The organism is Lysobacter sp. Root76, from assembly GCF_001428685.1.
Taxonomy (GTDB): Bacteria; Pseudomonadota; Gammaproteobacteria; order Xanthomonadales; family Xanthomonadaceae; genus Lysobacter.
On the sequence record NZ_LMIK01000008.1, the window covers coordinates 338,646 to 358,762 of the forward strand.

The window sequence follows — 20,117 nt, forward strand, 5'->3', positions numbered from 1 at the left end:
GCGGTACGGACCGTCTCAACCGGGCGCAAAACTTGTCCTGACGGGCTTTCCAGCGACCTGGGCCCGGCCCGCCGGCCCAGCTCCGGCTCAGCTTTTGGGTAGGAGCGGCGTAAGCCGCGACCACGAAACCCGGGCCGGCGGCGAGGGTCGCGGCTCACGCCGCTCCTACCCCACGGCCCTTCCCGGCCCGTCAGGCCAGCTTGGCGCCCTTGTCGGCCAGCAACTCGCGTAGCACCGAGCGGTGACAATGCGCCTCGTCCTCGCAATAGCAGCCGACCGAGAAGTCGCTGTGCCGGGACAGGGTCGCCAGCAGTTGCAGGGCGTGGCTGGCGTCCGGCGCGGCCATCTCGGCCTTGTATTTGCGCACGAACGCGTTCCATTGCGCCGGGGTCTGCGCGTCCTGGGCCTGTTTGACGATCTCGGCGCTGGGCGCGAGGGTCGGGAACCAGACGTCGTACCAGTCCTGGCGGGCGAACTCGGCCTTGGGCACGCCGCGCGGCGGCCGCCGCACCGTGCCGATGCGGGTGCCCTCGCCCTTGGCGCGCGGGCTGCCTAGCCTGACGATGCGTACGGCCATGTGCCCTCCTCCGTGTCGCCCGACGGTTCGCCCGGCGACTACTCGACCACCCCGATGATAGGCCCGAGCCGCGACTTCGCATCGCGCCGGCCCAGGTCGGGGGCGTACAGACTGGAAATGGCGCCGTCCAGGTAGAGCGCGTTCGCGCAATGCAGGGTGTCGCGGAAGTACAGCGCCAACTCGTAGAACGTCACCGGCTCGTCGCTGATGACGAAGTACGCGGTATCGCCGTTCACCCCGACCGCGTTGCGGATGTGCCGCGAGGTCGAGGCGCGATCGAAACCGGGATGGATCGCCCCGTCGCGCAGCAGCAGCGGGCCGGACTGGGTCGCCAGGCGCACGTCGCGCGCCACGGTCGGATACTGCGTCGACTCGACGACTCGCGGACCGGCATCCGTCACCAGGAACACGCCGTTCGGCTTGAGATAGAAATTGCCCTTGCCGTCGGCCAGATTCAGCGGCGTCATCGCCTTGCCGTCGGCCACGAACAGTCCGACCGGCGAATAGTCCGGCTCGTACATGCCTGCGTTCATCGCGAACCGCAGCCGCATGCCCTGCGGCTTCAACCAGGCCTCGAGTTTCGCGAAACGATGGAAGGGCACGCCCTGCTCGTCGCCCAGGAACAAGCGCAAGTCCTGCGTACGCGTGTCCACGCGCACGACGGTAAAGCGCGGCTCGCGCGCCTGGGCGAGGCTGGAGAATGCGATCAACACGAGCAGGAGGCCTGTTTTCATGCCGTCCAATCCTAGCGCGGCGCTGCCGCGCGTCGACGCCAGCGCGAGCGAAGCGACCGGCTTATCGCCTCGTTAAAGGCTGTCGGCGCGAATCTGCCAGCGAAAGCTGAGGAAGATGCCGATCAGGCCGGGCGGGACGCAGATCACCCATTGCGCCGTCTCATTGGGCACGAGCGATATGAGCAGCCAGCACAAGCCCGCGGTGACGGCAAAGCCTACGTACAACCGCCAGGACAGAAAAAGTTCGGCGATATCGGAAACGACCTCCAGCAGACTCAACATTCCCCGACTCCTTTCGATGACTCAATAAGATACGGCCATATCAGCCGCCATCGCGCTGCAGTACGGCCTTGGTCGTCGCATGATCGATCGGCGCCGAGGTGTGCTCGTGGAAGATCTTCCACGCTCCCTCGGTCCGGCGCATCGCCACGGTGATGCGGTTGTCGAGCGAGCGCAGCCGCTGGCCCTGGGCGGAGTAACCGGTGTAGCGCAGGAAGGCGTGGCCGACGGCCAGGTCGCCGGCCACGGTGGCCTCGACCTCGTCGGCCTCGACCACTACGTATTCGTCGCCCAGCGACGCGAACCACTCCGTCGCCATCGAGCGCCAGGTCTCGATGCCGCGCAGGGACCAGGCGCCCCACATGTCGAACACCTGCACGTCGTCGGCGTAGATCGCCAGGAAGGCCTCGACGTCCTTGGCGCGCACCGCCGACCGGTAAGCACTCAGCACTTGCTGGAACGGGGCGGACTCCGGGCTCATTAGGCATCCTGGCGATGGCGCTGCGGCGTCGGACGAAAGGCGCCGGACAAAAGGCGCCGGATGAAATCGGACCCGCCGCGTCGGCAAAACGGGCGCGCCCTCGCGGACGCGCCCGATCGGTGGAACTCAGCGCTTGCCGTCCTCTTCCTCGGGCTCAACGGTCGGGTCGGCGGCCTTGTCCTTCTTCTTGTCTTTCTTCTTGTCCTTGGCGGCCTGATCGGCCTTGGCCTTCTCGGCCTCTTCGGCCTTCTTCTGGGCCTGGGCGGCGGCTTGCTCGGCGGTCGGGTTCTGGGCGGCGTCCTGCGCCATCGCCAGCGGCGCGACCAGCGCGGCGGCGATCAGGCTGGGAATCCAATACTTGCGGGTGGTCATGGTGCGGTCCTCCGGTGTCGTGGGGCCAACAGGGAAAGGCGGGACGCCTCAGCCGCTCCCCTCAGCGACGGCGCGACCGTAGCGGTTGCTTCCCTGCCAGCGACTGAACGGGTGAATGTTAACGCCCGTGGCTGACGCTGGCCCGCCGGGGCACGGTCACGACCACGGAATATGTGTTCCGGGGCCGCACCGCGAACGGCAAAGCCTTCGCCGACCCGCCCGGTGATGGCAAGATGCGTGGCCGGCTGGACCGGAGCGAGTTCGGCTTCCGCTGGCCCCTGGGCAGCCTGCCGCCGCGGCGGGACCCCGCCAACGGCGAGGCATTCCCCGGCGACTACCGCTACACCCCCTACACCGGCGCGGCCTCGCAGCTCGCCGACCCGGGGCGTTAACCGTCTCACTACCCATGCAGGTTTCATGAGCAGTCGCTACAACGCCGCAGACATCGAAGTCCTTTCCGGCCTGGACCCGGTCAAACGCCGTCCGGGCATGTATACCGACACCACCCGGCCGAACCATCTGGCGCAGGAGGTGATCGACAACGCGGTCGACGAAGCCCTGGCCGGGCACGCACGCAGCATCGAGGTGACCCTGCACGCCGATGGCAGTTGCGAGGTCTCCGACGACGGCCGCGGCATGCCGGTGGACATCCACCCCGAGGAGAAGATCCCCGGCGTCGAGCTGATCCTGACCCGGCTGCACGCAGGCGGTAAATTCAGCAATAAGAACTACACCTTCTCCGGCGGCCTGCACGGCGTCGGCGTCAGCGTGGTCAACGCGCTGTCGACCCTGGTCGAAGTGCACATCAAGCGCGACGCCAACGAGTACCGCATGACCTTCAAGGACGGCGATCGCGCCACGCCGCTGGAAGTCGTCGGCACGGTCGGCAAGAAGAACACCGGCACCCGGGTGCGTTTCTGGCCCGACCCCAAGTACTTCGACACGCCCAAGTTCAACCTGCGCTCGCTCAAGCACCTGCTGCGCGCCAAGGCCGTGCTCTGCCCCGGGCTGACGGTGAAGCTGCTCGATGTCGCCAGCGGCGAAACCGCGCAGTGGTACTACGAGGACGGCCTGCGCGACTACCTGCGCGGCGAACTCGAAGGCCGCGAGCTGCTGCCGCCGGAGCTGTTCGTCGGCCAGCTCAAGAAGGACACCGAAGTCGCCGACTGGGCGGTGGCCTGGGTGCCGGACGGCGAACTGGTGCAGGAAAGCTACGTCAACCTGATCCCGACCGCGCAGCACGGCACCCACGTCAACGGCCTGCGCACCGGTTTCACCGACGCGCTGCGCGAGTTCTGCGACTTCCGCAACCTGCTGCCGCGCGGCGTCAAGCTGGCGCCGGAAGACGTCTGGGACCGGGTCGCGTTCGTGCTCAGCGTCAAGATGACCGACCCGCAGTTCAGCGGCCAGACCAAGGAGCGGCTGTCGTCGCGCCAGGCCGCCGGCTTCGTCGAAGGCGCCGCGCACGACGCGTTCTCGCTGTGGCTCAACCAGCACACCGAACTGGGCGAGAAAATCGCGCAACTCGCGATCGAGCGCGCCGCGGCGCGCCTGAAAACCGAAAAGCAGATCGTCCGCAAGAAGATCACCCAGGGCCCGGCCCTGCCCGGCAAGCTCGCCGACTGCACCTCGCAGGACCTGTCGCGCACCGAGCTGTTCCTGGTCGAAGGCGATTCGGCCGGCGGCAGCGCGCGCCAGGCGCGCGACAAGGATTTCCAGGCGATCCTGCCGCTGCGCGGCAAGATCCTCAACACCTGGGAAGTCGCGTCCGGCAGCGTGCTGGGCTCGCAGGAAGTGCACGATCTGGCGGTGGCGATCGGTTGCGATCCGGGCAAGGACGACATCAGCGGACTGCGTTACGGCAAGGTCATCATCCTCGCCGACGCCGACTCCGACGGCCTGCATATCGCGACCCTGCTCAGCGCGCTGTTCTTGCGCCACTTCCCGGCCCTGGTCGCGTCCGGCCATATCTTCGTGGCGATGCCGCCGCTGTTCCGCGTCGACGTGGGCAAGCAGGTGTTCTATGCCCTGGACGAGGAAGAGAAGCGCATCCTGCTGGAGAAGATCGAACGCGAGAAGATCCGCGGCGCGATCAACGTCACCCGCTTCAAGGGCCTGGGCGAGATGAATGCTTCGCAGTTGCGCGAGTCGACCATCCACCCCGACACCCGCCGCCTGGTCCAGCTGACCGTCGACGACGGCACGGAAACCCATTCGCTGATGGACATGCTGCTGGCCAAGAAGCGCGCGGGCGACCGCAAGCAGTGGCTGGAAACCAAGGGCGACCTGGCGACGCTGGAAGTCTGATCGATCTTGCGGCGTCGCGTGTCGTGCCCGAACCGGGCCCGGCCGCGACGCTCCGATCGCATGGATCGGGACGCCGTCGTCCGACGCCGCTACCTATTGCCGCATCGGCGGCTTGCCTGTAGCCTGCCCCGCACCGTACGCATACGGCTGTCTTGGGGAAGACATGAAGTCGATCTGGGTGAAGTCGATCTGCACTAAGTCGATCTGGCTGGGGGCCTTGTTGGCCGCCTCGTTGCTGCCTGCCGTCGCGCAGGATCGTTATGTGCCGCACACCGCACGTGGACAAGCCGCCAGCGCCATCGTGCGGCAGTGGTCGGGCCATGTGCACAAGGTCTACGGCGTCGCGCCGATGCAGTGGGCGCGGGCGATGCGCGAGAGCTTCGCCCAGGCCGACCTGGCCAATCTGAAGAAAGCGGCCGGCATGCGCACCTATGAGGGCATGATGGGCACGCTGCTGGGGCAGCGTACGTCCGATGCGCTGGCCATCGACGGCCTGGCCCGCTCCCAGGGCACGCGCGCCGAAGTGATGGCGGTGGGCAACCCGGCACGCGATCTGGTCTACACCATGGTGACGCCGTGCCGGATCGTCGACACCCGCAATGCCGGCGGCCGCATGGGCGCGGGCGAAACCCGATCCTTCAGTTCGTCCGGCGCGAGCTTCGTAGCGCAAGGCGGCGCGGATTCTGATTGCGCAATGCCGGCCGACGCTTCGGCGGTGGTGTTGAACGCCGTTGCCGTGACGCCCGATACCGACGGCTACATGACCGTGTACCCGTACGGCTTCAACCGTCCGAACGCCGCCAGCCTCAACTACCACGCCGGGCGCGTCGCGGCCAACGAGATCATCGCCGGGCAGAGCCTGGGCCAGCCGCAGGACTTCTCGGTCTACACCTACGCCGCCGCGGACCTGGTGATCGACGTGGTCGGCTACTTCATGGCGCCGCGCACGACCGCGCTGGATTGCGTACAGGTGCGCTCGGATCCTGTCTCGATTCCCCGCAACATCGTGCCCTATATCGAATTCTCGACGCCGAATTGCCCGGTCGGCTACAGCCTGACCGGCGGCGGTTGCCGCGCCGTGGATCCGCAGGCGGCGCGCGGCCTGTACTTCCTCAGCTTCGGCAAGTCGCCGGCCTCGTTCACCGACAGCTACCAGTGCCATGCGCAGCACGTGAACGATACCGGCACCGAGCCCTCGCAGGCGGTTGCCGAAGGCATCTGCTGCCGCGTTCCGGGCCGCTGAGCGGCGCGCTGGAGATCACGATGCGACGCATCCATCTGGCCCTGATCGTCGGCGTCGCCCTGGCTGCGCCAGCGGCGCTGTTGTTGCGCACCGCGATTAAAGCGGAAACGCAGATGGGCGCGCAGCGCGCGCCGGCATCCGCGCGCGCGCCGATGGCGACGACGACGCTTCCCGCTTCGATCGCATCCTCACAGGTTGCGCTGCCGACTGCCGCGCCTCTGGACGCCGCGCAACTCGCGCAGGCCGCGCTCAGCCTGAGCACGCCCGACAGCGATCTGGTCTACAACCGCGGGGCGCCTTGCCGGATCGTCGATACGCGCCTGGCCGGCGGTCGCCTGCAGGCCGGCGAAACGCGAAACTACAACGCCGCGGCGGCCAGCTTCGTCGACCAGGGCGGCATCGACGGCAACTGCGGCGTACTCGCCGACGCGCCGGCGGTGGTGCTCAACATCGTGGCGGTGCAGGCCGACGGGCCCGGCTATCTGACCGCCCACGCCTACGGTACGCCGCGGCCTTATGTCTCCAGCCTCAATTACGGAGCCGGCGAGGTCATCGCCAATGAGGTGGTGGTCAGGACCACGGCCGCCGCGGAGTACGACTTCTCGGTGTATTCCCTGCATGGCGTGCATCTGGTGATCGACATCGCCGGTTACTTCGCGCCGCCGGTCGCAACCAAGCCGCAGTGCGTCACCACCTACGGCGACTGGGTCAGCGTCCCGGCCGGCACGCAGGCATCGGCGACGGCCGCCTGCCCCGCGACCGGCGATTACGCCATGGTCAGCGGCGGCTGCAACTGGGACTTCGTCGACCTGCAGTTGATCCAGTACGGCCAAATCGTCGGCCACAACAACGACCAGGGCGGTTACGGCTGCGATGCCGACAACCCCACGCAATCGGGACTGCAGTTCCGCGCCAAGACCTTGTGCTGCCGAGTGCCGGGGCGCTAAGCAGCCCTCGCTCCGGGGTAGGAGCGGCGTAAGCCGCGACCGGGCCAAGGCAAGTAACGGCGCAACGCGGCTCGCTGGATCGAAACACTCCTAGAATCCCGCGCCGCATGCGTCGTGACGCGGTCGCGGCTTGCGCCGCTCCCGCCTCAAACCCTCAGATCAGGCGGATCGGAGAGCACGCAACGCGGCGCGCAGCGGCGTGCGCAGGGCCGCCGGGCGGCAGCGGACCAGGTCGACCTTGGGCGTGGCGTGCCAGCGCGCGCAATCGTCAATGGCGCGGGCGATGTCGGCGATCAGTGCCTCGTCGGGGGCGACGTCTTCTTCCAGGTACAGGGCCTTGACCTCGAACACGCCTTCGCGGCGGTGCGCCTTGGCGTCCAGGCGGCCGACCAGGCGGCCGCGCGCGAGGATGGGCAGCACGAAGTAGCCGTAGCGGCGCTTGGGCTCGGGCGTGTAGCACTCCAGGGTGTAGTCGAAGCCGAAGAACTCGCTCGCGCGTTCGCGATCCCAGACCACCGGGTCGAACGGCGACAGCAGGGTCGCATGGGTCGCACGCAGGCGGCCTGTGCCGGCCAGCGCCAGCGACTGGGCGTGATCGGCATGGACGTAGCCGGGCGCGTCCCAGCCCTTGACCGGCACGCGCAGCAACGCGCCCTCGGCGACCAGCGCGTCGAGATCGGCGTCGCGCAGGCGCGGCTTGGTGCGGTAGTAGTCGGCGATCCAGCGCGCCTGGGTCAGGCCGAGCGCGCGCACCGATTTGAGGATGGTCTCGCGCCGCACCGCGGCGGCGTCGAGCCGGGCCGTGTTCCAGTCGGGCACGACCGCGCCGGCCACGCGTTCGGCCAGGTCGTAGACCCGGTGAAAGTTCTCGCGACGCGCGACCATCAGCTCGCCCAGCGCGAACGCGGACTCCAGCCAGCGCTTCTCGTCCTTCCAGCCCCACCAACCGCCGCCGCCCGCCTGCTCGCGTTCGAAGTCCGACGATTTGACCGGGCCGAGTTCGCGGATGTGCGCGAGCAAACGGTCGATCTTGGCGCCGCTGGCCTGGCGATGCTGCTCGGCGTTGCGGATCGCCCAATGGTGGGCGCGCTGCGAATGGGCGCTGCGATGCAGCAGGTAGTCGCTCATCGGCGCGAAGCAGGCTTCGTGGGCCCACAGCTCGAAGATCTCGCGCTGCGCCAGCAAGTCTTCCAGCCAGCTCTGCGGATAGGCGCCCAACCGCGAGTACAGCACCAGATAGGGGCTGCGCGCGACGATGTGGATGGTGTCGATCTGCAGCAGCTGCATGCGCGCGATCGCGTCCAGCAGATCGGCCTTGCGCGCGCGCCGGCGCGGACGCGCGAGCAGGCCCTGCGCGCTCAAGTGCAGCGCGCGCGCCTGCGACACACTCAGCGCGGGCACTGCGGCCGTAACGTTCATCCGGCCAGGCAGGTGCGCAGCAGTTCGGCCAGCAACGGCTGCAACTTCGCCGCCTTGGCTTCGTCGTAGGCGAAGCTGGCTTCGTCCATGTAGTTGCGCTGGCTCAGCTCCAGCTGCACCGCCTGCACACCGGTGTCGGGCGAGGCGTAATGGCGGGTGATGTAACCGCCCTTGAAGCGGCCGTTGACGATCCAGTCGTAGCCGCCCTGCCCGGCCAGCACCGCTTCCAGCCGTGCCTGCAGCTGCGGCGAGCAACTGGCGCCGCCCGAAGTGCCCAGGTTGAGATCCGGCAGGCGGCCTTCGAACAGGAACGGAAGCTCGCTGCCCTTGATCGAATGGCCTTCCCACAGCACCACGCGGCCGTGCTCGCCACGCAGGCGCGCGAGCTCGGCGTCGAGGTTCTCGTGATACGGACGCCAATACTTCGCGACGCGCTCGGCGACTTCATCCGGCGACGGCGCCTGGCCGTCGAGGTAGACCGGCTCGCCGGTGAATTGCACGGCCGGACACAGGCCGGTGGTGTTCTGGCCCGGGTACAGCGAGGTGTCGTCGGGCGGACGGTTGAGATCGACCACGTAGCGCGAATAGCGCGGCACCAGGATCGAGGCGCCGAGCTCGCGCGCGAACGCGTACAGCCGCGACACGTACCAGTCGGTGTCGGGCGCGCGCCGCGCCGAGGGCTGCATGCGCTCGGCCAGCGCCGCCGGGATCGCGCTGCCGTCGTGCGGCAGGCTGATCAGCAGCGGCGCGCTGCCGCGATGGAGTTCGAAGACCGGTTCGGTCGGCGCGGGGACGGTGCTCATGTCGGTTCAGGGTTTCAGCTGGCGCTCGAAGAAGTCCATGGTACTGCGGTGCACCTGCATCCAGGTCGCGTAGCGCAGGAAGAAGTGGTCCTCGTCCGGGATGACCAGGGTTTCCACCGGCGCGCCGCGCGCGCGCAGGCGCTCGACCAGGTCGACGCTCTGGCTGAACTTGACTGCGCGGTCGTCGTCGCCGTGCACGAACAGCACCGGCGAGCGCCAGCCGTCGATGCGCGCGACCGGCGAGGACGCGCCGGCGACTTCGAGCTCGTCGGGCTTGAGCCCCCACAGGCCACTGTTGTCGCCGCCCTTGGCGCTCTCGCGCCAGTCGTGCACGCCGTGGCGGTCGACGCCGGCCGCGAACAGGTCGGAATTGCGCGACAAGGCCTGCGCGGTCAGATAGCCGCCGTAGATGCCGATGCGGCTCGCGTCGACGTCGGCCAGCCCGGCCAGATGGGCGCGCGCGGCCAGCACGTCCTGGTACTCGCTGGCACCGCGCGGGCCCTGCTTGGCCGCGCGCCGGAAGGCCTGGCCGTAGCCGGTGCCGGCGCGGTAATTCAGCGCCAGCACCACGAAACCGCGGCTGGCCAGCCATTGGTTGCCGGCGTAGTCGTTGTAGTAGTAGCTGCTGTAGTGCCAGCCGGGCAGCATCTGCCGGATCGGACCGCCGTGTACGTAGATCAGGGCCGGGCGTTTGCCCTTGTAGCTGGCCGGCGGCATGAACACCGTCGCGTGCGAAATCACGCCGTCGGCGGCGCGCAGGGTCACGGGCTTGGGCTCGACCAGGGCAGCGGCCGGGAACGCGGCCGGCAGCTGCGCCGGGAAGATCCGACGCGGCTCGCCGCCGCCGGCCGGCATCACCGCGATCGCGGTCGGACGGCGCGCGTCGGCGTGGCGGAACGCGATCCACTGCGCGCCGGACAGCGGCAGCGGGTCGGTGGCGATCTGGCCGTCGCCGCTCAGCCGCTTCGGCGCGGCGCCGACGGAGGCCGCGTACAGTTGGCGGCGTTCGATGTCGTCGCAGTTGGCGCTGTAGACCAGGGTGCCGGTGTCGCTCAGGCTCGCGGTCTCGACTTCGCATTCGCCGCGGCTGATCGCGACCGGCGCGCCGCCGTCGGGCGCCAGTGCGTACCAGTGCAACCAGCCGCTCTCTTCCGAACTGAACAAGAGGCGCCCGTCGCGGCTCCAGCGCAACGGCTCGGGGACTGCGAACTGCGCATAACCGCCAGCGTTGGCGCCGGAGCGGTACAGGCGCCGCGCCAGGCCGTTGTCGGCGTCCGCGACCCAGATCTCGAACGGGTTGGCCGCGGTCAGGTCGAATGCCTGGCCCGGGCGCGTGCCGGCGGTGCGCAGGAAGGCGATGCGCTTGCCGTCCGGCGACCACACCGGCGCGCTGTCGTTGTTGTAGTCCGGGGCGATCCAGCGCACCGAGCGCGCGGCCAGATCGAGCACGCCGACGAAGCTGTGATCGCCGCGATTGCTCACGAACAGCAGACGCCCGCCATCGGGCGAGAACGCGGCCACGCTGTTGGCGCCGCGCGTCTTCAGCAGCCCTTCCACGCACCAGGCCGGCGCCTTGGCGTAGGCATGCGGATAGCAGCCCACGCCCTTGCCCTGCACGATCAGGGCGTCGCCGCCGGGTACGAAGGTCACGCTACGGCCCGCGGCCACGCGCTGGGGCGCGCTGGAACCGTCGGTGGGCACGGCCCACACCGCCTGTTCGGCGCCGTCGGGATCGCCGGTGGGATTGCTGGCATTGCCGGCCGCGTCGGGCCCGCCGCCGCGTACATAGGCCAGAGTGCGGCCGTCGGCGCTGAGCGCGAGCGAGCTCAGCAGCTGGCCGTCGTCTCGGTCGTAGGCGGTGAGCTGACGCGGCACGAATTCCGGCGCGCGCGCGACCCAGAGGTTGCGCACGCCGCGCTCGTTCGCCGCCCAGGCGATGACCGGCGCCTTGGCCGCGGCCACCGGCGCTTCCGGCTGCGGTGCGGAGAGCAGGTCGGCGATCTCCATGCCTTGCGCGGCTGGCGCGGCGACCAGCGCGCCCACCAGCATCCAAACCTGCCACCGCTGCTTCATGCGTTTCGCTCCCTGATGGATGGATCTGCGTATTCGGTCCCACACTCCGGCGGCGGCGACTCAACGCATCAGCACCACTTCCTCGGCGCTGGTGGGATGGATCGCGACCGTGTCGCGCAAATGGTCGAGGGTGATTCCGCATTTGAGCGCGACCGCGAAGCCCTGCAGGATCTCGTCGGCCGCCTCGCCCATCAGGTGGATACCGACCACCCGGCGCTCCTCGCCGATGCAGACCAGTTTGAACAGACTGCGCTGCGGAGAATTCGCCAAAGCATGCAACATCGGCCGGAACCCGGCCCGATACACGTACACCTGGTCGCCGTGGCGCTCTCTCGCCTGCGCCTCGGTCAGGCCGACCCTGCCGATCGGCGGATGCGAGAACACCACCGATGGAATGTCGCGCTGGTCCAGCACCGCGTCGGCACCGCCATAGAGACGGTCCATCAGCCGGCGCGCGGCGGCGATCGCGACCGGGGTCAGGGCGGGATCGGCGGTGACGTCGCCGACCGCGTGGATGCCGGCCACGTTGGTGGCGTGGCGCGCATCGACCTGCACGTAGCCTCGCGCATCGACGGCGACGCCGGCCGCGGCCAGATCCAGCGAGGCGGTATTGGCGCGGCGGCCGGTCGCGAACAGCAGGCGGTCGTAGCGATCGCCGAGGCTGCCGTCGGCGTCGCGCAGGCGCACGCCTTCGCCGTCGCGCTCGACCGCGGCCAGGCGATGCCCGAACTGCAGGCGCACGCCAGCGTGGCGGTAGTCCTCGATCAACTGCTCGACCAGCTCGACGTCGAAGCCGTCCAACAGCTTGCCGCGCACCAGCAGATCGACGCGGCTGCCCAAGGCCTGCAGCAGGCCGGCCAGCTCGACCGCGATGTAGCCGCCGCCGACGATGGCCACGCGCTCGGGTGCGGCGGTCCATTGGAAAAAATCGTCGGAAACGCCGCCGAGTTCGGCGCCCGGCAGTTGCGGCCGCAGCGGATGGCCGCCGGTGGCGATCAGCATGTTGCCCGCGCTCAAGCGCACGCCATCCATGCATTCAATGGTGCGCGCGTCGATGAAGCGCGCGCGCATCGGCGCGACCACGATGCCGGCGGCGTCGAGCCGGCGGCGGTAGCTGTCGTGGATGTTGGCGATGTAGCGCTGACGGTGGGCGACGAAGGTCGGCCAGTCCAGGCTCGACGACTCGGCCACGTCGAAGCCCAGGTCGCGGGCCATGCGCAGCCGGCCGGCGACGTCGGCCGCCAGCCACATCGCCTTCTTCGGCACGCAGCCGACGTTGACGCAGGTGCCGCCGAGCAGATCCGGTTCCAGCAGAGCGACGCGGGCGCCGTGTTCGGCGGCGCGGAAGGCGCCGGCCAGGCCGCCGGAGCCGCCACCGATCACGATCAGGTCGAAGTCGCGCTTTTCGGGCTCGCGCTTTTCGAGGGCGGGCTTTTCAAGGGCAGGCTTTTCAGGGGCACGCTTGTCGTCGCTCATGCGAAACGCTCCGGGCGATAAGGCGTGGGGTCGATCGCGGGCGCACGGCCGGCGATCAGGTCGGCGACGAGCTGGCCGGTACCGGCGCTCATGCTCACGCCCATCATGCCGTGGCCGGTGGCCAGCCACAGGCGGTCGCGGCCGGGCACGCGGCCGATCAGCGGGACGTCGTCGCTGCTCATCGGGCGCCAGCCGTACCAGCGCTCGCGTTCGACCGGACCGACCGGCTGGTGCAGGTATTCGGCGGCGCCGCGTTCCAGCGCCGCCAGGCGGCGCGGGTTGAGGCTGTCGTCGTAACCGGAAAATTCCATGGTGCTGCCCAGGCGGTAGCCGCTGCCCCAGGCGGTCACGCAGACCTTGCGCTCGCGCAGCACCACCGGGCGCCGCGGCACCAGGGCCGGGCGGTCGTAGGTGATCGAATAGCCCTTGCCCGGCTGGATCGTGCGCCGCAGCGACGGCAGGCCGATCGCATCGGACAGCTTCGGCGACCAGGCGCCGAGCGCGAGCACGACTTCGCGCGCGCGCAGCGGGCCCTGGGCGGTGTCGAGCGCAACGCCGCCGGCGCCGCTGTCGAGGCCGCGCAAGGCGCAGCCTTCGACGATCACGCCGCCGCGTTCGCGCACCGCGTTGGCCAGCGCATCGACGTAGCGGTCCGGTCGCAGCACCGCGTCGTGATCGAAACAGATCGCGCCGGCGACGCCGGGCTTGAACGCGGGATCGCGCGCTTCGTAAGCGCGGCCGTCGATCAGTTCGATGCGGATGCCGAGTTCGCGCAGCAGGTCCAGTTCGATCTGGCCGGCGGCGAAGGCGCGCGCGTCGCGGAACACGTAGTCGACGCCGGTCTGTTCGAACTCGCACTGTAAGCCGTAGTCGCGCACCCAATCCTGCAGGCGTTCGCGCGAGTCGCTGAGCAGCGCGGATTTCGCCAGCGCGCTCTGGCGCCAGTCGCGCGCATTGCAGCGCAGGGCGAAGCGCAGCAGCCAACTCCACAGGCGCGGGTCCAGGCGCGGGTGCACGTACAGCGGCGCGTCGGGCGTGAGCATCCAGCGCAGCGCCTGGGTGATCACACCGGGCGCCGCCAGCGGGGTCGCGTGGCTAGGCGTAATAGTTCCACAGTTTCCGTGCGAACTGCCGCTGCCGAGCGTGTTCGCTTCCAGCACGCAGACGCGGCGACCGTCGTTCAGCAAGGCCAGCGCCGTGGCCAGACCGATCACGCCGCCGCCGACCACCGCGATGTCGGTATCGCGCGGCGCATCGCTGGGCGCGGTTTGCAGGGATTCACTCGACAAGGCAGTGCTCGGCTCGAACGAAGATCCGGAAGTGTGACCGCAATCCGAAGGCGGGCGCTATTCGCCGTTTCCGCATTTCGAAAACGCGCCGTAGCGGCACTTACGGTTGAAGAACTCGGCGACGGAACGCAGACCCAAGGCGATCGATCGCATGAGTTGTGGAACGAAACAGTAACGGATGTGGACGTTTTCCACCAACCATCTTTCGCGGCGGGCCGTTCTTTCCGCTCAGGGCGAGGTCGACACCGCCGCGCGCCGCAACGCTGGCCGCCGGGCGTAGGTGAACCAGCGCCACAGCCATTCCATCGGTCCGTAGCGGAAACGCGCAAACCAGGCTCGTGCGAACGCCATCTGCAGGACGAAGAGCACGCAGGCGCCGAGCACCTGCGGCGCGCGCGAAACCTGTCCCCACAGGCCCAGGCCATAGCCGTAGAACACCAGGGTGCCGGCCAGCGATTGCATCAGGTACAGGGTCAGGGCCATGCGTCCGGCCGGCGCGAACTGCAGCGGCCAGCGCGCGCCGCGTTGCAGCGTGCGTACCAGCCAGGCCAGGTAGGCCAGCGACATCAGCGGCGCGGCCGCGAGCTCCATCGTCGCCGAGAGCATGTCGGCCGCGCTCAAGCGGCCCCCGACCAGCACCGGCTCGCTGTCGATCGCCAGGCCGCCCAGGGTGATCGCCAGACCCAGCAGGCCCGCGCCCCACCGCAAGCCGGCGTAGAGCCGGTGGTGACGCGCCGGATCGACGATGGCGCCGCTGCGCACGAACCAGGCGCCTATCGCGAACATGCCCAGCGCCATCGGCACGTACACCCACAGGGTGCTCAGGTTCTGTTCGAGGAAATAGCGCCAGCGCAGCGCCACCGCTTCGGCGTAGCTGCCGTGGGCATAGGCGGCGACCTCGGCGCTGCGCAGCGCGTTTTCGGCGGCCGTGTCGCCGGCGCCGCCGCCGGCATTGCCGGCCACGGCGATCTCTGCGGTCGCCGTCAACAACGTCGCGACGATGGTCAGGTGCAGCAGGCCGCCGATCGGCCACAACGCGCCCCGCGGCGCGTTGCGCAAGGCCAGCAAGGCGAACGAAGCCAGCGCGTAGCAGAACAGGATGTCGCCGGACCACAGCAGCAGCGAGTGCGCCAGCCCGATCGCCAGCAGCCCGCAGCTGCGGCGCAGGTAGACCGGCGCGAAGTCGGCGCCGGCCGCGCGCGCGCGTTCGCTCATGGTCGCGAACCCCATGCCGAACAACAGCGCGAACAGGGTCCAGAACTTGCCCTGCACGAAGATGTAGACGAAGCCGTCGGCGAACCGGTCCAGCCCGGCCTGGCGCGGATCGATGCCGGTGCCGGCGTCGAGCATCGAGGAGGTGAAGGACTCGACATTCATCAGCGCGATGCCGAGCAAGGCGATACCGCGCAGGGCATCGAGCGCGTCGATGCGCTCGCCCAGCGGCAAGGGGCCCAGGGCGGCGACGGGCGCAGCGTGGCTCGGGATCATGCGGACACTCTACCCGCCGCGCACGCGCCTACCGACGCGCCGGACCTTGGGCGACGGCCCTCGTCCGCAAACGAAAACGGCCCGCATCGCGCGGGCCGTTTTCCTTGCTGCGTCGTAGCGCGGCTTAGTGCTGGTGGCCGCCGTCGCCGTGCACGTGGCCGTGCTCGACTTCCTCGGCGCTGGCTTCGCGCACTTCCACGATCTCGACCGCGAAGTGCAGATCCTTGCCCGCCATCGGATGGTTCAGATCGACGTCGACCACGCTCATGCCGACCTTCAGGATGGTCACGGCGCGCGGGCCGAAGTTGGTCGGCAGCACGGCCTGCATGCCCGGTTCCAGGCGCGCGTCCTTGAAGTACTTCTTCGGCACGCGCTGGGTCAGGCCGTCCTGGCGCACGCCGTAGGCGTCGGCCGCGGCGACGTCGACTTCGAACTTCTCACCGGCCTCGCGGCCTTCCATCGCGTTTTCCAGGCCCGGAATGATGTTGCCGTGGCCGATCAGGATCGCCAGCGGACCGCGGCCTTCCGAGCTCTCCAGCGGCTCCTGGCCGGCTTCGGAGACGGTGTAGTGGAAAAGGACGACGCGATCTTTCTCGATTTTCATTCTGGGACTCGACTGGCGGCCGACGGAGCGGCGCGGATGGGTAAGACGGCGGCCGCAGCAGCGGGACCGGCGCGGCGGAGGCTTGTCGCCACCGGCGCCAGCGGCCAAGCTACGCGGCATGAAGAAGGCCGCGCATTATCCCGGCAACACCGCCCTCGCGCCAGCACGCAGTACCCGCCCCTTGCCGCTCGCCGGCGCGCGCCGGCTGCTGATCGGCGCGGTTTGCGCCCTGCTCGCGGCCTGCGGCGGCGGCCGCGAAACCGTACGCCGCCCCACCCCGTCGCCGATGCCGCGGGTCTGGCCGGTGGTCGCACCCGCCGACCCGGCCTCGGCCAACTCGGTGCTGATGCGCGCGATCAGCCTGGTCGGCACCCCTTACCGCTACGGCGGCAACACCCCGGAAGGCGGCTTCGACTGCTCCGGGCTGGTCAACTACGTCTACCGCGACATGCTGGCGGTGAACCTGCCGCGGACCTCACGCGACCTGGCCGGCTTCCAGGGCCCGAGGATCGCCCCCGAACGCCTGGCTGCCGCCGACCTGGTGTTTTTCGGCAGTTCCGGCAACGTCAGCCATGTCGGCATCTACGTCGGCGAGGGCCGTTTCGTGCACGCCCCCAGCACCGGCGGCACGGTCCGCCTGGACCACCTGGACGGGCCCTATTGGCGCGACCATTACAGCGGGGCGAAACGGGTTCTGAAGTAGCCGGCAGCTAAAATGTGAGCAAAATCACAGACTTGTTAACGAGCCTCTAACGAAATTTGAACCTTCTGCTGCGTTTTGGCAGGCATTATCGGTCGGTCTTGATTCAGTGATGACCGCGTGACGACCCAGCATTTCCGCCAAGGCCGCCCAGCTGCCACCACCTCGCCCCGCCTCGCGCGGGCAGCGCTCCGTATTTCCCTGACCTTCGCCATGGCCGCTTCGGCGCTGCCGGCGTTCGCGCAGGAGCAGCCTTCCGCCGTGGCCTCGCTGGCCGGCGGTTCGTCCATGAGCGGCGACTCGGCCGATGGCCCGGCGCCCGCCACCCGCCACATGCTGCCCGACGCGATGACCCTGCCGGATCGCGCCCTGCTGCTGGCGACCGATCTCAACCGTCTGCTGGCCTATTCCAACGCCGCCGGCGACAGCAAGGACGCCACCGCCGCCGCACCGGCCGGCGAAGGCCGCATCAAGGGCATGCTCCAGCGCGCCCTGGCCCTGCTGGGCACGCCCTATCGCTGGGGCGGCAGCTCCCCGGACAAGGGTTTCGACTGCAGCGGCCTGGTCGGCTACGTGTTCCGCAACGCCCTGGGTATCGAACTGCCGCGCGTCTCGCGCGAGATGGCCAAGACCGGCGAACTGATCAGCGACCGCAACGACCTCAGCGAAGGCGATCTGGTGTTCTTCGGCCGCAAGGGCCGGGTCGACCACGTCGGCATCTACCTGGGCGAAGGCCGCTTCGTCCACGCCCCGCGCACCGGCAAGGACGTGACCGTGTCCAGCCTGGACACCGGCTACTGGAGCGGCAAGTTCATGGAAGCGCGCCGGGTCGAAGGCATCTGAGCCGCCGCGCCCTCATCGAAATAATGGAAGGCCGCCCCCGGGCGGCCTTCTGCGTTTCCGGGGCCGTGCGCGGCCTCCGCGCTCAAGGATGCGAAGCGCGCGTCATCCCGCGCAGGCCATAGCGGCCCGCGCGGCGCGCGGCAGCAGCTCAGTCGTTGTCGCGCACGTAGCGCTCGACCGTGGCCTCGATGCCCTTGCTCAGCTCCATCACCTTCAAGGCGTACTCGGCCAGGCGCTTGTCGTCCTCGCTGGTCGGGGTCCACGGCGGCACCGGGGTCGGCTTGCCCTCGACCTGGTCCATGGCCACGAACACGATCACGCAATGCGTGCACAGCCGCTCTTCCGACTCGCCGTCGTCCAGGCCCGGGTCGCGCGCTTTCACGTCCACCGCGAAATGCATGCTGGTGGTGCCGGTATGGATCAATTTGGTGTGCACGGTGACCAGATCGCTGATCCGGATCGGCGCCACGAAGCGGATGCCGCCGACCGCGACGGTGACGCTGTACTTGCCGCTCCAGCCGACCGCGGCGGCGTAGCCGGCCTGGTCGATCCACTTCATCACCATGCCGCCGTGGACCTTGCCGCCGTAGTTGACGTCGGTGGGTTGGGCGAGGAAACGCAGGTTCAGTTCGCGCTGCTGGCCTTTCATGCCACGACTCCCTTGCACAGATGACGGACCACGGCGGCGCCGACGCCGAGCACGGCGCGGTGCAGGCGTTCGTCGACGAGCACGCCGGTGTCGGGCAGGCGCTCGGCGGCGTTGCCGACCGCGACCTGCTGCGGCACCACCAGCAGGCCGAGTTTCGACAGAGCGTCGCGCAGCACGATCAGCGAGCGGATCCCGCCGAGCGGGCCGGGCGAGGCCGAGACGATGCCGGCCATCTTGTCCTGGAACAGCAAAGTGCCGGACTTGCCGTCGGCGGTCGCCCGCGACATCCAGTCCAGGGTGTTCTTGACCAGCGCCGGCATCGAGCCGTTGTACTCGGGCGTGCTGATCAGCAGGCCGTCGCAAGCGGCCATCAGGCTTTGCAGGCGGTGCACGTTATCGGGCATGCCGGCGGCTTCGATGTCGCCGTCGTAGACCGGCAGCGGGTAGTCGCGCAATTCGATCAGTTCGACATCCGCGCCGGTCGTGCGCGCGCCTTCGGCCAGCAGTGGGATCAGGCGGCGGTTGTAGGAGCCCTGGCGCAGGCTGCCGGCGAAGGCGAGCAGGCGCGGCCGCGGCGGCGGGGTGGCGATGTAGCGATCGGCTTCGGGCGAGCGCGGATCGGAGGGGCTGGCAGGCATGCGCTGGCTCCGTGGGTCGGGGCGCCGATTATGCGCACAGCGCTGTGCTTGCGGCGATGCGCACGGCGCGCGATGCTCCCCGCGATTGCCTGCGGAGAGACGACATGGGACGCACGATACTCGCCGTACTGGCCGGCCTGTTGGTCGCCTGGATCACGATCACGCTGTGCGAATTCGGCGGCGTGGCGCTGCACCCACCGCCGCCGGGCACCAATCTGGCCGATCCGCAGGCGCTGGCCGCCTTCATCGGCGCCGCGCCGCCGAGCGCGATGCTGCTGGTGCTGCTGGGCTGGGTCGCGGGCGCCTTCGACGGCGGCCTGGTCGCGGCGCTGATTTCGCGCCGGCACAAAAACGGCGCCGCGCTGACCATCGGCGTCCTGGTGGTGCTGGGCGTGATCGCCAACAACCTGATGATCCCGCACCCGCTGTGGATGACCGTGGCCGGCGTGCTGCTGCCGATCCCGGCCGCCTGGCTGGCCGCACGCCTGGTCGGCAGCCCCCGCAAGGGCGCCGCATGAGCCGCGGCGACCCGCACAACTCGGGCAAGGCCATCCTCTACACCCTCGGTCTGTTCGCGGCGGCGTTCGCGATCGGCGCCTGGCTCGCCGGCTACGCCGCGCCCGGCCACGAGGCCGCCTGGTGGATCAGCGGCGGTCTGCTCGCGGTCGGCCTGGTGGTCGGCCTGAAAGTGCTGGAGGCGGCGGCGATGCTGGCCGCGCCGTTCGTGCTCGCGAAGATGGCGGCGCGCTGGGCGACCACCGGCAAGCCGCTGGATGTTCGCAAGGACGGCGACCGCCACGATTGGATCGCCTACCTGTTGTTCATTCCTTCGTACGCGCTGTTCGCCCTGCTCACCGGCGCCGGTGTCGGCTTCGTCGATGGCGGGCTGGGGTTCTTCCTCAGCGCGCTGCTGTACGGCGGGGTCGGCTTGGTGCTCGGCGCGGTGGCGGCGAAGATTCTGCTGAAGTACGCGCTGGAAGTAGGCTGAGATCGGTCATCTAGATCGAATCCCAGCACGCACGCGGTTGCTGTTGCTGTTGCTGTTGCTGTTGCTGTTGCCGTTGCCGTTGCTGTTGCCGTTGCTGTTGCTGTTGCTGTTGCCGTTGCCGTTGCCGTTGCCGCGGCATTGAAATCCAATGCCCCGCACTCGCCCAACCCCACTCAGACCCGAAGGGCGGCGCGCAGGACGCGCGCC

Annotated in this window: 23 protein-coding genes; 8 read left to right on the forward strand and 15 right to left on the reverse strand. The window is 69.3% G+C overall.

Translation table 11 applies throughout. The features are described from left to right. Positions 1-190: 190 nt before the first annotated feature. The 5 genes from ASE10_RS16970 to ASE10_RS16990 form a co-directional block, all read right to left on the reverse strand. Positions 191-577, reverse strand: coding sequence for a DUF488 family protein (locus ASE10_RS16970; RefSeq protein WP_055901162.1), 387 nt, complete (start codon positions 575-577; stop codon positions 191-193). Between the two features lie 38 nt (positions 578-615). Then, positions 616-1,311 (reverse strand): phosphodiester glycosidase family protein, encoded by a 696-nt coding sequence (locus ASE10_RS16975; protein ID WP_055901165.1) that lies wholly within the window; start codon positions 1,309-1,311, stop codon positions 616-618. Positions 1,312-1,383: 72 nt separating this feature from the next. Next, a complete protein-coding gene (locus ASE10_RS16980) occupies positions 1,384-1,593 on the reverse strand; it encodes a hypothetical protein (RefSeq protein WP_055901168.1) in 210 nt (69 codons plus the stop codon). A gap of 40 nt (positions 1,594-1,633) precedes the next feature. Further along, complete coding sequence (locus ASE10_RS16985; RefSeq protein ID WP_055901172.1) at positions 1,634-2,071, reverse strand: nuclear transport factor 2 family protein; 438 nt, start codon at positions 2,069-2,071, stop codon at positions 1,634-1,636. Between the two features lie 126 nt (positions 2,072-2,197). Next, positions 2,198-2,443: a hypothetical protein gene (locus ASE10_RS16990; RefSeq protein WP_055901175.1), complete on the reverse strand. Its 246-nt coding sequence runs from the start codon at positions 2,441-2,443 to the stop codon at positions 2,198-2,200. Positions 2,444-2,616: 173 nt separating this feature from the next. On the opposite strand from ASE10_RS16990, the gene ASE10_RS16995 reads away from it, so the two are divergent. The 4 genes from ASE10_RS16995 (at position 2,617) to ASE10_RS17010 (ending at position 6,940) form a co-directional block, all read left to right on the forward strand. After that, the gene (locus tag ASE10_RS16995) at positions 2,617-2,835 is read left to right on the forward strand and encodes a hypothetical protein (RefSeq protein WP_055901179.1); all 219 of its coding nucleotides are present in this window, start codon (positions 2,617-2,619) and stop codon (positions 2,833-2,835) included. A 25-nt stretch (positions 2,836-2,860) separates the two neighbouring features. Continuing rightward, positions 2,861-4,750, forward strand: a complete 1,890-nt coding sequence (parE, locus tag ASE10_RS17000) for a DNA topoisomerase IV subunit B (RefSeq protein ID WP_055901182.1) — start codon at positions 2,861-2,863, stop codon at positions 4,748-4,750. Between the two features lie 163 nt (positions 4,751-4,913). After that, complete coding sequence (locus tag ASE10_RS17005; RefSeq protein WP_055901185.1) at positions 4,914-5,993, forward strand: hypothetical protein; 1,080 nt, start codon at positions 4,914-4,916, stop codon at positions 5,991-5,993. Between the two features lie 20 nt (positions 5,994-6,013). Next, on the forward strand, positions 6,014-6,940 hold the full coding sequence (locus ASE10_RS17010; RefSeq protein WP_055901188.1) for a hypothetical protein: 927 nt from the start codon (positions 6,014-6,016) through the stop codon (positions 6,938-6,940). Between the two features lie 159 nt (positions 6,941-7,099). Here the strand turns inward: ASE10_RS17010 and ASE10_RS17015 are convergent, their stop codons facing one another. From ASE10_RS17015 to ASE10_RS17045, 7 genes are all read right to left on the reverse strand, one after another. Beyond that, positions 7,100-8,341, reverse strand: coding sequence for a crosslink repair DNA glycosylase YcaQ family protein (locus ASE10_RS17015; RefSeq protein WP_235565782.1), 1,242 nt, complete (start codon positions 8,339-8,341; stop codon positions 7,100-7,102). A 14-nt stretch (positions 8,342-8,355) separates the two neighbouring features. Further along, entirely contained in the window at positions 8,356-9,162 is an 807-nt protein-coding gene (hutG, locus tag ASE10_RS17020; RefSeq protein ID WP_055901193.1) for an N-formylglutamate deformylase, read from the reverse strand. Between the two features lie 6 nt (positions 9,163-9,168). Further along, on the reverse strand, positions 9,169-11,235 hold the full coding sequence (locus tag ASE10_RS17025) for a prolyl oligopeptidase family serine peptidase (RefSeq protein WP_056305770.1): 2,067 nt from the start codon (positions 11,233-11,235) through the stop codon (positions 9,169-9,171). Between the two features lie 60 nt (positions 11,236-11,295). Then, complete coding sequence (gorA, locus tag ASE10_RS17030) at positions 11,296-12,711, reverse strand: glutathione-disulfide reductase (protein ID WP_082559567.1); 1,416 nt, start codon at positions 12,709-12,711, stop codon at positions 11,296-11,298. Continuing rightward, a complete protein-coding gene (locus ASE10_RS17035; protein ID WP_200944241.1) occupies positions 12,708-14,000 on the reverse strand; it encodes an FAD-dependent oxidoreductase in 1,293 nt (430 codons plus the stop codon). The genes gorA and ASE10_RS17035 overlap by 4 nt, the downstream gene beginning before the upstream one ends. Positions 14,001-14,228: 228 nt before the next feature. Beyond that, positions 14,229-15,488: a DUF418 domain-containing protein gene (locus ASE10_RS17040; protein ID WP_055901198.1), complete on the reverse strand. Its 1,260-nt coding sequence runs from the start codon at positions 15,486-15,488 to the stop codon at positions 14,229-14,231. Positions 15,489-15,612: 124 nt separating this feature from the next. Beyond that, entirely contained in the window at positions 15,613-16,092 is a 480-nt protein-coding gene (locus tag ASE10_RS17045) for a peptidylprolyl isomerase (protein ID WP_055901201.1), read from the reverse strand. Between the two features lie 118 nt (positions 16,093-16,210). On the opposite strand from ASE10_RS17045, the gene ASE10_RS17050 reads away from it, so the two are divergent. Next, entirely contained in the window at positions 16,211-16,795 is a 585-nt protein-coding gene (locus tag ASE10_RS17050) for a C40 family peptidase (RefSeq protein WP_055901204.1), read from the forward strand. 210 nt (positions 16,796-17,005) lie between these two features. Next, a complete protein-coding gene (locus tag ASE10_RS17055; protein ID WP_082559568.1) occupies positions 17,006-17,635 on the forward strand; it encodes a C40 family peptidase in 630 nt (209 codons plus the stop codon). 148 nt (positions 17,636-17,783) lie between these two features. Here the strand turns inward: ASE10_RS17055 and ASE10_RS17060 are convergent, their stop codons facing one another. Beyond that, the gene (locus ASE10_RS17060; protein ID WP_055901210.1) at positions 17,784-18,284 is read right to left on the reverse strand and encodes a hotdog domain-containing protein; all 501 of its coding nucleotides are present in this window, start codon (positions 18,282-18,284) and stop codon (positions 17,784-17,786) included. Beyond that, the gene (locus ASE10_RS17065; protein ID WP_082559569.1) at positions 18,281-18,922 is read right to left on the reverse strand and encodes an NAD(P)H-dependent oxidoreductase; all 642 of its coding nucleotides are present in this window, start codon (positions 18,920-18,922) and stop codon (positions 18,281-18,283) included. The genes ASE10_RS17060 and ASE10_RS17065 overlap by 4 nt, the downstream gene beginning before the upstream one ends. Positions 18,923-19,026: 104 nt before the next feature. Between ASE10_RS17065 and ASE10_RS17070 the strand changes: the two genes are divergently transcribed. Continuing rightward, a complete protein-coding gene (locus ASE10_RS17070) occupies positions 19,027-19,440 on the forward strand; it encodes a hypothetical protein (protein WP_055901213.1) in 414 nt (137 codons plus the stop codon). Next, entirely contained in the window at positions 19,437-19,910 is a 474-nt protein-coding gene (locus ASE10_RS17075) for a hypothetical protein (protein ID WP_055901216.1), read from the forward strand. The genes ASE10_RS17070 and ASE10_RS17075 overlap by 4 nt, the downstream gene beginning before the upstream one ends. Positions 19,911-19,916: 6 nt before the next feature. On the opposite strand, the gene ASE10_RS21180 is transcribed toward ASE10_RS17075, so the two are convergent. Beyond that, the coding region (locus ASE10_RS21180) for a hypothetical protein (RefSeq protein WP_235567572.1) at positions 19,917-20,117 on the reverse strand (201 nt) is incomplete at its 5' end.